Source organism: Weizmannia sp. CD-2023, assembly GCF_036225245.1.
In the GTDB taxonomy this organism is placed as follows: Bacteria; Bacillota; Bacilli; order Bacillales; family Bacillaceae_C; genus Weizmannia; species Weizmannia faecalis.
The window spans coordinates 1-14,775 of sequence record NZ_JARTJQ010000060.1 but is presented as its reverse complement, the minus strand read 5'-3'; the positions used below and the strand labels follow the sequence as shown (position 1 = coordinate 14,775).

At 47.7% G+C, this 14,775-nt stretch carries 10 protein-coding genes and 1 pseudogene; 9 read left to right on the top strand and 2 right to left on the bottom strand.

From position 1 onward, the window contains the following. The first annotated feature begins 123 nt into the window (after window positions 1–123). The 4 genes from P9687_RS08330 (at window position 124) to P9687_RS08315 (ending at window position 7,562) form a co-directional block, all read left to right on the top strand. Window positions 124–2,478, top strand: coding sequence for a glycoside hydrolase family 31 protein (locus tag P9687_RS08330; protein ID WP_035190238.1), 2,355 nt, complete (start codon window positions 124–126; stop codon window positions 2,476–2,478). 175 nt (window positions 2,479–2,653) lie between these two features. Continuing rightward, window positions 2,654–4,585, top strand: a complete 1,932-nt coding sequence (locus P9687_RS08325) for a DUF2339 domain-containing protein (protein WP_326241352.1) — start codon at window positions 2,654–2,656, stop codon at window positions 4,583–4,585. Window positions 4,586–4,826: 241 nt separating this feature from the next. Next, window positions 4,827–5,996 (top strand): acyl-CoA dehydrogenase family protein, encoded by a 1,170-nt coding sequence (locus P9687_RS08320; protein WP_014096095.1) that lies wholly within the window; start codon window positions 4,827–4,829, stop codon window positions 5,994–5,996. A 66-nt stretch (window positions 5,997–6,062) separates the two neighbouring features. Beyond that, a complete protein-coding gene (locus P9687_RS08315) occupies window positions 6,063–7,562 on the top strand; it encodes a class I adenylate-forming enzyme family protein (RefSeq protein ID WP_168985896.1) in 1,500 nt (499 codons plus the stop codon). 205 nt (window positions 7,563–7,767) lie between these two features. Here the strand turns inward: P9687_RS08315 and P9687_RS08310 are convergent, their stop codons facing one another. Next, window positions 7,768–8,763 carry an MBL fold metallo-hydrolase gene (locus tag P9687_RS08310; protein WP_035190214.1) on the bottom strand — a complete coding sequence of 332 codons (996 nt, stop codon included), beginning with the start codon at window positions 8,761–8,763 and terminating at the stop codon, window positions 7,768–7,770. Between the two features lie 408 nt (window positions 8,764–9,171). Here P9687_RS08310 and phnC point away from each other — a divergent pair, with 408 nt between their 5' ends. From phnC to phnE (P9687_RS08295), 3 genes are read left to right on the top strand one after another with little or no spacing between them, the layout of a single operon-like run. Next, the gene (gene phnC / locus P9687_RS08305; RefSeq protein WP_013858422.1) at window positions 9,172–9,942 is read left to right on the top strand and encodes a phosphonate ABC transporter ATP-binding protein; all 771 of its coding nucleotides are present in this window, start codon (window positions 9,172–9,174) and stop codon (window positions 9,940–9,942) included. Next, window positions 9,942–10,721 (top strand): phosphonate ABC transporter, permease protein PhnE, encoded by a 780-nt coding sequence (gene phnE, locus P9687_RS08300; RefSeq protein WP_035190210.1) that lies wholly within the window; start codon window positions 9,942–9,944, stop codon window positions 10,719–10,721. The genes phnC and phnE (P9687_RS08300) overlap by 1 nt, the downstream gene beginning before the upstream one ends. After that, window positions 10,718–11,521, top strand: coding sequence for a phosphonate ABC transporter, permease protein PhnE (phnE, locus tag P9687_RS08295; RefSeq protein WP_013858424.1), 804 nt, complete (start codon window positions 10,718–10,720; stop codon window positions 11,519–11,521). Before phnE (P9687_RS08300) ends, phnE (P9687_RS08295) begins: the two co-directional genes overlap by 4 nt. 115 nt (window positions 11,522–11,636) lie before the next feature. Here phnE (P9687_RS08295) and P9687_RS08290 read toward each other — a convergent pair whose 3' ends face one another. Beyond that, complete coding sequence (locus P9687_RS08290) at window positions 11,637–12,584, bottom strand: phosphate/phosphite/phosphonate ABC transporter substrate-binding protein (RefSeq protein WP_013858425.1); 948 nt, start codon at window positions 12,582–12,584, stop codon at window positions 11,637–11,639. 143 nt (window positions 12,585–12,727) lie between these two features. On the opposite strand from P9687_RS08290, the gene P9687_RS08285 reads away from it, so the two are divergent. After that, the gene (locus P9687_RS08285; RefSeq protein WP_168985897.1) at window positions 12,728–14,368 is read left to right on the top strand and encodes a bifunctional metallophosphatase/5'-nucleotidase; all 1,641 of its coding nucleotides are present in this window, start codon (window positions 12,728–12,730) and stop codon (window positions 14,366–14,368) included. A 277-nt stretch (window positions 14,369–14,645) separates the two neighbouring features. Further along, a pseudogene (locus tag P9687_RS08280) lies at window positions 14,646–14,775 on the top strand (peptidase M28); the annotation flags it as partial.

Below are 14,775 nucleotides of genomic sequence, written 5' to 3'. Positions count from 1 at the left end.
TGCCATTTGTAAAATTTTTTTGCCGAATAGGCATGATTTTTAATGGGAAAAGAGTTGCTGTTTGGAGGAAAAAGGGAAAAGGTTGCATGAGCGAATAGTAAAATGAAAAAAGGGTGGTCCGTGATGAATGAAGAAAAAATGCGTTTTCCATTAAGCCCGCAGGCTGTTATAACAGGGGAGCATTACCGGTTTACCGTGCTGACACCGAAGCTGATCCGCTTGGAATACGCGGAAAACGGCGTATTTGAAGACAGGGCGACACAAACCGTGCTGAACCGGCAGTTTCCGGTCCCGGCATTCCGGAAGCTGGAAAACGATGTTTCGCTTGAAATCATCACCGAAGCTTTCCATCTGCACTACCTTAAGAAAGGCCCGTTTTCGCCGAATGCGCTTTTTATCGATGTGAAAAGCAATTTTACAAACCACAAGAACCGCTGGTATTTCGGAACACCGGTGGAAACATTGAAAGGCACAGCCAGAACGCTGGACCAGGTGGACGGGGAAACCGAATTGGAAGAAGGCATTCTTTCTAAAAAAGGCTACGCGGTGCTGGATGATTCGGAATCTTTTATTCTTGTTGATGAAGAGACGATTGAACCGCGCAAGAACAAAGGCGTGGATCTTTATTTTTTTGCGTACGGCCGCAGTTATCTGGAGGCATTGCGTGATTTTTACAAACTGGCAGGGGCGCCGCCGCTTTTGCCCCGGTTTGTGTTCGGAAACTGGTGGAGCCGGTACTGGCCGTATAAAGAGCAGGAATATAAAACGCTTGTGGAGCGGTTTGAAAACGAGGATATTCCTTTTTCTGTCGCCGTGCTGGACATGGACTGGCATCTTGTGGATATTCCGGCAAAATACGGGAGCGGCTGGACAGGCTATACGTGGAATAAAGAGCTGTTTCCGGATCCGAAAGCATTTTTGGACTGGCTGCATGCGCGGCATTTAAAAGTAACGCTCAATCTGCATCCGGCCGACGGGGTGCGTGCCTATGAGGAAATGTATCCGGAAATGGCTGTAAAAATGGGCATCGACCCGGAGACGGGAGACCCGATTTTATTCGATATCAACAACCGCTTTTTCCGTGATGCGTATTTTGCGTACTTGCACCATCCGCAGGAAAAAGACGGCGTTGACTTTTGGTGGATTGACTGGCAGCAGGGGACAAACAGTTCGATTGAAGGGCTTGATCCTTTGTGGCTTTTGAATCATTTCCACACGCTGGACAGGTTGAAGTCTGGAAAGCGCCCGCTCATATTATCGCGTTACGCCGGCGCCGGCAGCCACCGCTATCCTATCGGTTTTTCCGGCGATACCGTTGTATCCTGGGACTCTTACCGGTTTCAGCCGTATTTTACGGCAACGGCTTCAAATATTGGCTACTCATGGTGGAGCCATGATATCGGCGGCCACTTCGGCGGGGCGCGTGATGACGAACTGGCTGTGCGCTGGGTGCAGTTTGGCACTTTCAGCCCGATCTTGCGCCTGCACAGTACGCAGAGTGAATTCATGGGGAAAGAGCCGTGGAAATACGGGAAAGAAGCGGCGGATGCAATCAAGGCATTTCTACGGTTAAGGCACCGGCTGGTTCCGTATCTTTACACGATGAACTGGCGGACGCATCATGACTTACTGCCGCTTGTCATGCCAATGTATGATTTGTATCCGCTTAATGAAGAAGCGTATGATGTCCGGCACCAGTACTTTTTCGGCAGCGAACTGGTCGTTGCACCGGTGATGGAAAAAAGAAATCCGGCGCTTGGTCTCGCGTGTGTAAAGGTATGGCTGCCGTTTGGCACGTGGTACGACTTTTTTACCGGCCACCGTTATGAAGGCGGCACGAGGTTAAACGTGTACAGAGGGCTTGGCCGTTTGCCTGTTTTTGCGAAAGCCGGCGCGATCATTCCACTTGCGGGGCACTGCCCACATAAAAATGGAACCGGAAATCCGAAGCAACTGGATGTACTGGTTTTTCCGGGGAGCACAAATACCTTTGTACTGTATGAAGATGACGGGGAAACGCTGGCATATGAAGATGGGGCGTATGCCTTGACGAGATTTGAACTCGACTGGGAGGAGCAGAAATTTATTGTGCATCCGGTTGAGGGCGACTTGCGTGTTTTGCCTGTTCCAAGAGAGATCCGGGTGCTGTTTCGCGGATTCGGAAACATCGAAATATCCGGGTATTCGGCATCCTATGAGGAGGCAACAGATACAACGATTGTGCGGATTGCAGCATACGATCCGGAAAAAGGGGCTGCGGTTTCATTTTCGGCCGGCACGCACGATGTTCGCGCACGCCGCTTGCAGGATTTTTACGGGCTGCTGAACGCGGCACAGATTGCTTATCGTTTGAAAGAGGAGATTTATGCCTTGGCCCGGGAAGAAGAGGCGCCTTTGAAAATACTGGCCCGACTGCGCACCATGAATCTCGACCCGGATTTGTTTGATGCGGTGTTTGAGCTGATCTACAGGGAATAAAGCGGCTGCCTGCCGGGGACAGCTTTTTTGGTGCTGCCTGATGTATTTCATAGGTGTGCTGATTGGATTTGGCGGATAATTCCCGGAAGGCATACTATTAGATTTGGCAAATGCATTTTGAATGTAAAGTACAAGTATAGAAAAGATGAATTCAGAAAATCCGGAACTTAAGCCAGTGGAATTATTGCCATTGGAAAGGGAACTTGCAGTTGGGTTATCCGGATTTGGAAAACGGTACGCTTGCTGGTTGCGGGTCAACCGGCAAAATCCGCCTCAACCTGTCGAAAAAAGACAAAATGAGAAGGAAACCAGACTGCCTGCTTCGAATATCTTTATAGAAGAAGAGAAATTGAGGGGGGACCAAATGGACCGGATTGAACAGCTTGAACAAAGAGTGGCCGTTTTGGAACAGGAAGTGGCAACATTAAAAACTGACCTTGCAGCGAAACAGGGAAACCAGCCGGCCAAAAGGGAAGCCGGTCAAAGCGCCATACCAACCACAACCGGCACGCCGGATAAACGGGTTGAGAAAACCGCACCACGCATAGAGGATGCTGAGACACCGGTGCAGAAAACACCGGTTCAGGCGAAGCCGGAACCGGTTGATTGGGAATACCGGCTCGGAAGGGTGTGGCTGCCGAGAATCTTTATTTTCGTGCTGCTTCTAGGCATCATTTTTGCCTTTACCATTGTGGCCATTGCGGGGACGGAACTAATCAGGGTTTTGCTCGGTTTTGGCGTGGCCGCTGTGCTGTACTTTTTTGGGGAGAGACAGATTAAGAAACAAATGGTGGCACTTGGAACCGTGCTGCTGTCCGGCGCCGTTTCCGTTGCCATTTTGACGACGTTTGCGATGCATGTTTTGTACGGCTTCGTGCCGCCTTTCATTGCATTTATCCTGAACCTGATCTGGATCGGGCTTGGGCTGTTTCTTTCTGACCGGCACCGTTCGGAAGCGATTGCGATTTTAACTGCATGTGCCGGGTATCTTGTGCCGTTTTTGGTTGAAGGAAAGGAACATGCCGCCCATTTTGTTATTTGGTATGAAACGGCATTTTATGCGCTTTTGCTCTTGTTTGCCGTCCGGAAATCTTACAAAGCGCTGTTTTATACGGCAAGTGGGCTGTGGCATGCCGCCGTTTTTATCCTTTATATCAATCTTTTGATCAATCAAGTTGGTGCAGGGATCTCGTATTCTGTTGTGCTTGGGGCGATCATTCAGCATGCGTTGCTTTGCTGGGTCGCTTTTTACAAGAAGGGAATAGGAGAGGCAACGGTGCCGGTCTTATTCTCAAGCTTTGTGCTGACAACCGGATGGGCTTATAGTACGCTGGAGGAAGTGCCGGGCATATTGCTGCAAGCATCGCTTCAACATGCGCTGTTTAATCTATACTTATTGGCCGCTGCAGTCGCTTACGGCTGGTTTGCCTACTACGGCCGGGAAAAACAAAACCGGGAGCAGATCTCTGTCTCCATTTCCATTTGTACAGTAAGCGTTGTTTATTTCCTGTACCAAATTTTGCCTGATCATGTGTTAAATCTTGCCGTGTATTTTATTGTAGCCACGGTCGCCATTTATCTTGGCTTTCATTTTAAAGCAGTCATTCAGCAGGTTATCGGGTTATTGCTTTATATTTTTACAACTTTTCAATTATTTTCCACTGCATGGATCCGGGATGTGTTCAGTGCGGAGACTTTCGTGTGGCTTGTTGTGATCGGGACGATGCTGTTTTTCTACCGGATGCTGGCTGCAGCTTCGTTGAAACAGGAAGGGCTGAAAAACTTTATGATCGCCGTAAATGCCTTTTTTCATCTTGTTTTTCTTACCCAGCTGGCAGGTGCGGTTGCAGAAAGCTGGTCCGTCAGCCTGTGGATGATGCTCCAGTCTTTTGTCTGGATGGTATATGCTGCAGCTGGAGTGGCGCTCGGGGTTTGGAAAGACAACAAGAAGATCCGGCTCGCGGGGATGATCCTGCTTTTGATCACGCTTTGTAAATTGATTTTTGTCGATATGCATACCGTCAACCTTTTCATCCGGACGATTTTGTTTATTGCCCTCGGGACAGTCGGGTTGCTTGTGTCAAGGCTGTTCTATGTGAAAAAATAGTGTGTTATTGCCTTGCACCTATCCCCTGAAAGAAGGCAGGTGATAGGTGCAGTTTTTTTAAAAAAATATGGCTGAAGAGGCGAGCAGTTTCATACGAAACCTGCGCAAAAACAGGGCTGTGCCAGGCATTTCCGGTACAGCCCTGTCCTATTTTCCAAGTATATCCGCCTGGACGATGCATATATTGTATTGATAAACGATGAAATGAAAGCGTAATCATTATTAAAAAGGAGGACAACCCATGGATTTCACGCTGTCAGATGAGCAAAAAATGATTCAGCGAACGGTGCGGGAGTTTGTAAAAAAAGAATTGATGCCACTCGAGCAGGAGGTTTTAAAAAATGAACGCGAGGGGCGGCCGGGCCTGGCGGATAGCGTCATAAAAAATTTGCAAGAGAAAGCGAAGGCAGCCGGTTTCTGGGGGATTAATACGCCGGAAGAATATGGCGGCGCGAACCTCGGCCCCGTGATGACGGCGCTCCTCCAAATGGAACTCGGGCGCACCTTTGTCCCGTTCAGCTTCGGCGGTTCGGCGGATAATATTTTGTATGACTGTAATGAGGAACAAAAGCAAAAATATTTAATCCCGGTCATCAATGGAGAGCGGCGGTCATGCTTTGCCTTAACGGAACCGGGGGCGGGGTCTGATGCCGCGAATATTAAAATGACGGCCGTAAAAGACGGGGACCATTGGGTATTAAACGGCGAAAAAGTGTTCATTACAAACGGCAATGAAGCCGATTTTGCGATGGTATTTGCCGTCACGGACAAGGAAAAAGGGGCAAACGGCGGGGTAACCTGCTTCCTTGTTGATCGTGATATGGGGTGGCGGTCGGAATACATCCAGACGATGGGGGAGTGGGGGCCTGCTTCGCTCGTGTTCGAGGATGTCCGGGTGCCTGAAGCAAATATTCTCGGCGAACTGGGCAAGGGGTTCAGCCTTGGGATGAAGTGGATCGGCCAAGGGCGCTGGCTCATTCCGGCCAGAGCGGTCGGTGCCTCGGAACGGTTATTGCAAATGGCAATGGACTACGCAAAAACACGCGTTACTTTTGGCAAGCCTATTGCAGAACGGCAGGCGATCCAATGGATGATTGCCGATTCTAATGTTGAAATTGAAGCAACACGGTGGCTCGTTCTCCATGCGGCATGGCTTTCTGAAACGGGAAAGGACAACCGTCACTATGCCTCGATTGCAAAACTGTACGGCAGCAATATGGCCAACCGGGTTGTGGACCGGGTGCTGCAAATTCACGGCGGCATGGGATATACGAAAGAACTGCCGATTGAGCGGTGGTACCGGGAAATGCGGTTGTGGCGGATTTTCGAAGGCACGGACGAAATCCAGCGCTACATCATCTCCCGGAATCTGCTGCGCGGGCATGTGAAAGTGGGAGAGTTAATGGATTAACAGCTCATGCCCGGGTGGATAGAAAAAGCGCGTCTCCCGTCACTTTAACATAAATGGGGTGAAAAAATGCCGTTGCTACAAGATTTGCTGGAACAAAACATTGCACAGTTTGGCGAATACCCACTGTTTTATTACAGTGGGAAGACTTACAGCAATCTGGATGCGCAAAAATACGCCAACCGGATTGCCGGGAACCTGCAAAAAAACGGTATCCGGAAAGGGGACCGGGTGCTCGTTTGCATGCCCAACTGCCCGGAAGTGCTGTTTTCCTATCAGGGCATCGCAAGGACCGGCGCCATCATCGTACCGGTCATGTTTTTGCTGCATGCTGAAGAAATCGCCTATATTCTTCGGAATTCCGGTGCCAGGGCTGTTATCACAGACGCCGCTACAATGCCAAAACTCAGGCAGGCCATTTCCGGTTTGCCGGAAAAACCGGTTGTTTTTTCGGCGGACGGTATAACATCCGACCCGTTGGAAAATGCCTTCACACCGGTAACGGGAATCCGGGAAGACAATCCCGCTGTCATTTTATATACATCCGGCACAACCGGCAGTCCAAAAGGGGTTATCTTAACGCACCGGAATTTATATTCGAATGCGGTGAATTCTGCAGCAAACACGAAAGAGGGGCAAGGGCGCGAAGTGACAATTGGTGTCCTGCCGCTTGCCCATGTGTACGGACTGACTGTTTCAAATGTATGCTATATCAAAGGGTATTCTGTCGTTGTTTTTGCAAAATTTGAGCCGGAACAGATTTTTGCAGCAATTGAAAAATACCGGGTCCGGTCTTTCTCGGTTGTCCCGGCAATGGTGTATGCGATGTACCATCACCCGAAGGCAGAAGCGTACGACCTGTCCAGCCTCGAATCACTTGGCTCCGGTTCAGCGCCACTGCCGGAAGCATTACGGCGGGGATTTCTGGATAAATTCGGGGTGGAGGTGCTGGAAGGCTACGGGCTGTCGGAAGCCGCGCCGGTTGTCAGTTCTTATAAGGAGGGCATGCCGTATAAACCAGGGTCTGTCGGTGTGCCGATCCCAGGCGTTGAGATTAAAATTGTGGACCCGAATGATTTGGAAGTGCCGGCTGGCGAGGTCGGGGAGCTGGTCGTCCGCGGCGATAACATCACCCCTGGCTATTACCAAAATAGAGAAGAAACAGCGCGGGTTTTAAAGAACGGATGGCTTTATACAGGGGATCTTGCGAAAGTGGATGAAGACGGCTATTTGTATATCGTCGACCGTAAAAAAGATTTAATCATTCGCGGCGGTTTTAATATTTATCCGCGTGATATCGAAGAACTGCTTGCCCGCCACCCCGCTGTGCTGGAGACAGCGGTGATCGGTGTGCCGGATGAGCGGATGGGGGAAGAAGTGCTCGCTTTTATCGTGAAGAAGCCGGGAGACGAAACGTCAGCGCAGGATTTGGCCGCATATTGCCTCAAGCATCTCGCGAAAAACAAAGTGCCAAAAAAATTTGTCTTTTTAGATGACCTGCCGCGCAACGGGGTCGGGAAAATTTTAAAAACGCAGCTGAGGAAACAATCTGCCGATTTGCAACCGTAATGGCGGTTGTTTTTTTCTTTCTATAAAAATGAACAAAATGTCGCAGCTCTGTTGCCCGCTGTAAAAAATATTCATCATGAAAATTGCTGCTCGGAATTGATTTAAAAACTTAAGTTCATTTTATATAGCGTCCGGGATACACTGGTCTCGGCACGGAAAGAGGCTTTTACAGGAAAAATAGCGGCGAAGCGGGCGCCGCTACCTGTTATTGGAGTTGTGCCGGGACAGAAGATGTGTGATAGAAAATATTTTCCCTTGTTAACTGAAAGTGCTGCAAAAATGCCTCAAAATAAGCTTCAAACGGTTCCCCATTACGCACAAGCCTGTCGAGGTGCTTGGCGATGCCGACAATTTCGGAAATCACAAGTTGCGGGTTCTGTTCTAGATTTTTCCGGAAATAAAAAATTTCTTCGTAGATCATTTCGTCCGGCGCCACACCCCGCTTTACAGCAGACCGCGTTTTTTCTTCGCGCTCGTAAATTTTGTTGATATACCGCTTCAGCAATTCTTCATATGTTTTTCTGTCCACCACCCCTTTATGGTGGGAAGTGATGAAAATTTGCGCATCTGTTTCCAACGTGGTTTTCGCGGATGCAATAAAGGCGTCAATGTCAGAGTCGGCGTTGTTGTACCATGGTCCGAAAGAGGCCAGGTCAAAATCGCCGGCAAACAGGACACCGTGTTCCGGAAAATACGGGCAGCAGTATCCTTCCGTATGGCCGGGCGCATGGATCATCAACATTTTCGTCCCATATACATTGAGCTCTTCCCCGTACGGATACCATTTTTCCGTAAGGTTCAGCACCGGCTGCCAGTGCGGGCGGTTCCAGTTTTCAGGCGGCTTTTCAAACAGCTGCTTCATCCACTTTTTGCGGCTCTCCGGGTCGGCCGGGCTCAGCATACCGCTCGCTTTTGCCAGCTCTTCAACATCATTCAGTTTTTTTACATCATATGGATTGATTTGAATTTCGGCGTCTTTAAACAGGTACGCGCCCCAAATATGGTCCAGATGGTAATGGGTCAAATAAACAGACCGAATGGCGTATTCCTTTTTTATTTCATTTAAAATTTGAAAGCCGCTGCCGCAGTCAACCAGCGCCGCCCCCTGCCCGCCCTCGACGAGAAGCGAGGTACTGAACGGGACGCGGCTGCCGTTTTCCCCCGCAATGACGGTAAGCGGCCCGAATTTCGTATATGCCATGGGTAAGGCCCCCTTTAAAATGAATGGTCATTCATTTTTCTTTATTATAATGAATTTGAACCATTTTGTCTATTGCAAAAATACTTTTAACAATCTTCCCATATACGCTCTCATTGCCTTTTCCAAATCATAACCCCCATCATTCAAGCACCAGTCATACGTGACGCCCCGTGCTGCCCCGTGCTGCAATGAAGAGGTACTCCGTGATTTTTTCTGCAGGCATATCACGAACCATCTGATGATTAGCCAAAAACGTACAAGAAGAGCGTCGGGAAATACCCGGTATAGTGCCGAGAAAAACGTGAGATATACGTGAACAAAATCATCCTTGAGTTTGCGGGTATTCAATGGTACAGTAAAAACAGCACATTAAATTTTGACAACTTTCAATATTAAAGGGGAGTAGAAATGATCGAGTTTAAGAGCGTTTCTAAAGTTTATCCGAATGGGACACGAGGGTTAAACAATGTGAACCTGACGATACATAAGGGTGAGTTTGTCGTAATTGTCGGTCTTTCCGGCGCGGGAAAGTCTACATTACTGCGCTCAATTAACCGACTGCATGAAATCACGGAAGGTGAAATTCTGATTGATGGCAAGTCGATTACCGCTGCCAAGGGAAAGGAACTTCGTTATATCCGCCGTGATATCGGGATGATTTTCCAAAACTTTAACTTAGTGAAACGTTCTACGGTACTGCGCAATGTGTTATCCGGCCGTGTTGCCTACCATTCAACCCTCCGAACAATCTTGGGTCTGTTCCCGAAAGAAGATATGGATCTTGCCATGGATGCGTTGGAACGTGTAAATATAAAAGAAAAAGCGTATTCGCGTGCAGATGAATTATCTGGTGGGCAGCAGCAGCGCGTTTCGATTGCGCGGGCGCTCGCACAGGGGGCAAAAATCATTCTAGCAGATGAACCGGTAGCGTCGCTCGATCCGCTCACCACAAAGCAGGTGATGAATGACCTCAAACGGATTAACCAGGAGCTGGGGATTACAACGGTCGTAAATCTTCACTTCGTTGATTTGGCGAAGGCCTACGCGACAAGAATTATTGGCATCCGTGCCGGGAACATCGTGTTTGACGGCTCAGTATCTGAAGCGACAGATGATGTTTTCGCTGATATTTACGGCCGTAATCTGAAGGATGATGAGCTATTAGGGGGGGCGTTGTAATGGATGTAATCAGGCGGAAAAGAGTGGCAAGGATAAAGACAAGCCTGACCATCCTTTTCCTGATACTTATCATTTGGGGGAGCGCGCATACTACACAAGTCTCTTTGGCAGCATTGTGGGCAGGCCGCAGAAACATGGGATCGTTACTGAATGAAATGTTCCCCCCTGACTGGCATTACTTCAGTTCCGTCACCAAGCCGATGCTTGCTACGATCCGCATGGCGATTTTGGGGACAACCTTTGGCGGCATAGCAGCGATTCCTGTTGCCCTGCTTGCATCAAGCAATGTTGTGAAAATACCGGTCATCTACCAAGTTGCCCGCGTCATGATGAACTTGATCCGGACGCTGCCTGAGCTGTTGCTTGCCGCATTGTTCGTTCCGGTTTTCGGGATCGGTGAAATACCAGGTATATTTGCGTTGGCGGTTTTTTCATTCGGGGTCATCGCCAAGCTTTTCTATGAATCGATTGAAGCGATTGACAGTGGGCCGCTTGAATCCATGACAGCGGTGGGCGCCAATAAAATCCAGTGGATCTTTTTCGGAGTAGTGCCGCAAGTGACGGCAAGCTATATGTCGTATTTCCTTTATAGTTTTGAAATTAATGTTCGTGCGGCAGCTGTTCTGGGGTATGTCGGCGCTGGCGGAATTGGGCTGTATTTAAATAATGCCCTCGGTTTTTTCCAATATAACCAAGTGCTCACGATCATTTTATACACGTTTGTTGTTGTTCTGATCATTGATGGCTTAAGTAACCGGATAAGGGAGAAATTAATATGAGGGGTCAATCGGATTTGGTAAAAAAACCGCTGCTGAAGAGGATCAAAACATGGGCGATTGTGTTGATTGTCGTTCTGATCTATGCATGGGCATTCGGCAGTGCACCCCATCTTGAATTAAAAGATACGGCGGCACAGGCATTAAAAGCGATCATTCATGGGTTCATCCACCCCGATTTCGGCTATATTTATGATCCGGACGGGGAAGATTTGTTGCATGCTCTCCTTGAAACATTAGCAATCGCGGTTTTAGGGACATTTATCTCGGCGGTTCTATGCGTGCCGTTTGCGTTTTGGGCAGCGCGGAATATGAGCAAGTATTATGTCGTTTCCACGCTTGGAAAAGTGGTTTTAAGCAGTATTCGCGTATTTCCGGAGCTGATTATGGCACTTTTGTTTATTAAATCGGTCGGGCTTGGCGCTTTTGCCGGGATACTGGCACTTGGTTTCCATTCGATCGGGATGCTTGGAAAACTGTTCGGAGAGTCGATTGAAAATATGAATTTTTCTGCCAGAGAGGCGCTGATCGCATCGGGTGCAAACCGGATCCAGGTGCTGTGGTTTGCAATTCTGCCGGAAGTCATGCCAGCTTTTATGTCATACACGCTGTACCGGTTTGAAATTAGCGTACGGTCGGCGGCAATTTTGGGAATTGTCGGTGCCGGCGGAATCGGTGCACCGCTGATTTTTGCTTTAAACGGCCACTCATGGGACCGGGTTGGGATTATTCTTTGGGGTATTATTATAATGGTTACGATAATCGACTATATTTCCGGATCGATCCGCAAGCGTTTGATATAACAAGCGGTTTTTTCGATAAACATGGACTGTTCAATTAGGATAATAGATAAAAGAAAAGGCTGCCTGCAGTGCTTTATTAACGCCCTGCAGGCAGCCTTTTCATGCGTTTTCGTGCTTATTTTCCGATTTTCTGGACTTTTTCGCTGTATTCTCGAACAGTATCGAAGTTCGCATCGGATGATTTTTTATAGCCGACATGTGTGTAAATATCTTTGATGATTTTTTGACCTTTTGGATCATTTCCAATTTTGATAAAAGCGTCAGTGACCTTGTCTTTCCACTTTTTAGACATATCCGGCCGTACACTAATCGTGTCATTTGGAATTTTCTCCGTCAAGAATAAGTAATGCGTTGTTTTATAAATATTCGGGTACTCTTTTTCAACAATATTACGGGCATCGACAAAGACGGCAGCAGCATCAACGTCACCCGACATCAGCGCCTGCACGCCTTTGTCATGGCCCTGCAGTTGGACGCCGGTTACATCTTTTTGCGCATCGACACCGGCTTTTTTCATTTCAACGGCCGGCCATACATACCCCGCAGAAGATGTTGGTGACTGCCAGCCAATCTTTTTACCTTTTAAATCTTTGATGCTTTTAATGTTAGAATCATTTTTAACAAGCATGCCGGAATAATAGTAATCCACTTTTTCCGAAGTGGGTTTTCCGGTTTTCGGATCCACCCCGTAGCGGAGCGCCTGTAATAAGACATCTGCATAGTGTTTTTTATGGGCAAGCACATAATCCGTTGGCGGCAGGAATCCGATATCCAGCTGCTTCGAACCCAATGCTTCCACAATACTGTTGTAATCCGTTGTCACTGTTACGGTGACCGGAATGCCGAGTTCTTTTGACAATAGTTTCCCCAGCGGTTTAGCTTTCGCTTCCAATGTTTCGGCATTCTGGGAAGGCACAAAGCCGATTTTCAGTTCTTTAGGTGTATAGGAACTGCTGCTGGAGTGGCTGCTATTCCCTGATTTTTCCCCGTTACTCCCGCAACCGGCAGCCAAGGAGGAAGTCAGTCCTAAAACGACAAACAGTGCAAGAAACTTTTTCAGCATACATTTACCCCCAATTTTATCATGATGGATTTACCTTCACTTTCAGTTTCTATCATATACTACATGGAAAACAAAATAAACGAAATTTTAATTGTTTATAAATGTTTTAACAACGCAGAAAAAATGGGGATTTTTGAACATACATGGAAAATGTAAAAGAAAAAAGCTACAATGTGGATAATGAGATGTCGAAAAGAAAGGAAATAGGGATGAAAACATTTGAGCTGGTGATACTTGAAACAAGCGATATTCATGGAAATATTCTGCCGATCAATTATGGAACAAATGAGGAAGCGGCTGTTGGGTTGGCAAAAATCTCCACTTTGGTCAAAACAGAACGCGCACGGCAAAAGCACGTGCTGCTTCTTGATAATGGAGACCTTATTCAAGGGACGCCGCTAACCTACTATTATGCAAGGATTGATTCAGAAGGGCCCAACCCGATGGTGCTTGCTGCCAATTCGTTGCAGTACGATGCAGCCGTGCCGGGAAATCATGAGTTTAACTATGGGCAAGCGCTGCTCCTGGGGGCGGTGAAGGAATCCCATTTCCCGTGGCTGTCCGCCAATATTTTAAACGAGCAGACGAAAATGCCTTATTTTGGGCGCCCCTATATCATAAAAAAATTCGCGGAAGGATTGAAAGTGGCCTTACTGGGATTGACTACTCCTTATATCCCAAACTGGGAGCAGCCGCAGCATATCAGCGGGATGTTGTTTGCCGACCCTGTTGAAACGGCAAAACAGTGGGTGAAATTTTTGCGTGAAAAAGAACAGGCAGATATCGTCATCCTCTCTTACCACGGCGGATTTGAACGGGACTTGGACAGCGGCGAACCGACAGAAGACTTGACAGGTGAAAATCAGGGTTACCAGCTGTGCCAGAAAGTATCCGGAATCGATGTGCTTTTGACCGGTCATCAGCACCGGATGATCGCTGGAAAAGCAATCAACGGGGTGACGGTGGTACAGCCAGGCAATAACGGCAGGGCGGTAGGAAAAGTTGTATTGCAATTGGAAAAACAACAGGGACACTGGCGCTGTGTTCAGAAGACATCAGAACTTTTGTCTGTTGAAACAGTAAAAGCCGACCCTGCGATTATTTCTCTTGCCAAACCATATGAAGAGGCGACACAGGCCTGGCTTGACCAGCCAATCGGTAAAATTGAAGGGGATATGCTCGTGCATAACCCGATGGAGGTCCGCTTGAAAGATCATCCCCTGATTGAATTTATGAATCGCGTGCAAATGGAAGCGACTGGGGTAGACATATCATGCACAGCACTATTTGATAACCAGTCGCCAGGCTTTCCTGAAAACGTGACAATGCGGGATGTTGTTTCCAACTACATTTATCCGAATACCTTTAAGGTTATCCGAATTACCGGAGCAGATATAAAAGCGGCACTTGAGCGTTCGGCTAGCTATTTTAAGACTAGTAACGGCGGGACAATCGAAGTCAACCCCGCTTTTTCGAACCCAAAACCACAGCATTATAATTATGATATGTGGGAGGGCATCGACTATGTGATTGATCTGTCAAAACCAGTCGGCAAACGGGTTGTCAAACTCGAATACAAAGGAAAGCCCGTTGATCCGGCCGCCGAATATGATGTCGTGATGAATAACTACCGGGCCGGCGGTGGCGGTGATTATTTGATGTTCAAGGGTAAGCCTGTTGTAAAAGATGTGCAAATCGACGCGGCCGAACTGATCGCCAACTACATTTTAGAACGGAAAGTGATTCGGGCAACGGTGGATCACAATTGGAAAGTGATTTTTTAAAGAAAGTGTATGTCACATGGCCAAAATGGTAAAGCCCAATGCGATGCGGCTGCTTGATGACCATAAATGCCCATACGGCTGTCACTTTCAATTCCACTAATGGACTGTGTCGTGACTTTTCTCAGAAACGCGGTAGCCAAAAGCCCACAAAAAGAGTATCGAGAAATACCCGGTATAGTACCGACGTGATATAAAATAGAAGGCTGAAACTTTTTACACTTTTTGCGATTTTGATTATAATAGGCTTTGTACATATTGGGACGAGGAGGGAATGCCAGTGGCAAAGTTAGATGAGACATTGTCCATGTTGAAAGATTTAACCGATGCAAAAGGGATTGCCGGCAATGAAGCAGAAGTGCGTGCCGTTGTCAAAAAATATATAGAGCCCTCAGCTCTGAAGAGTAAAT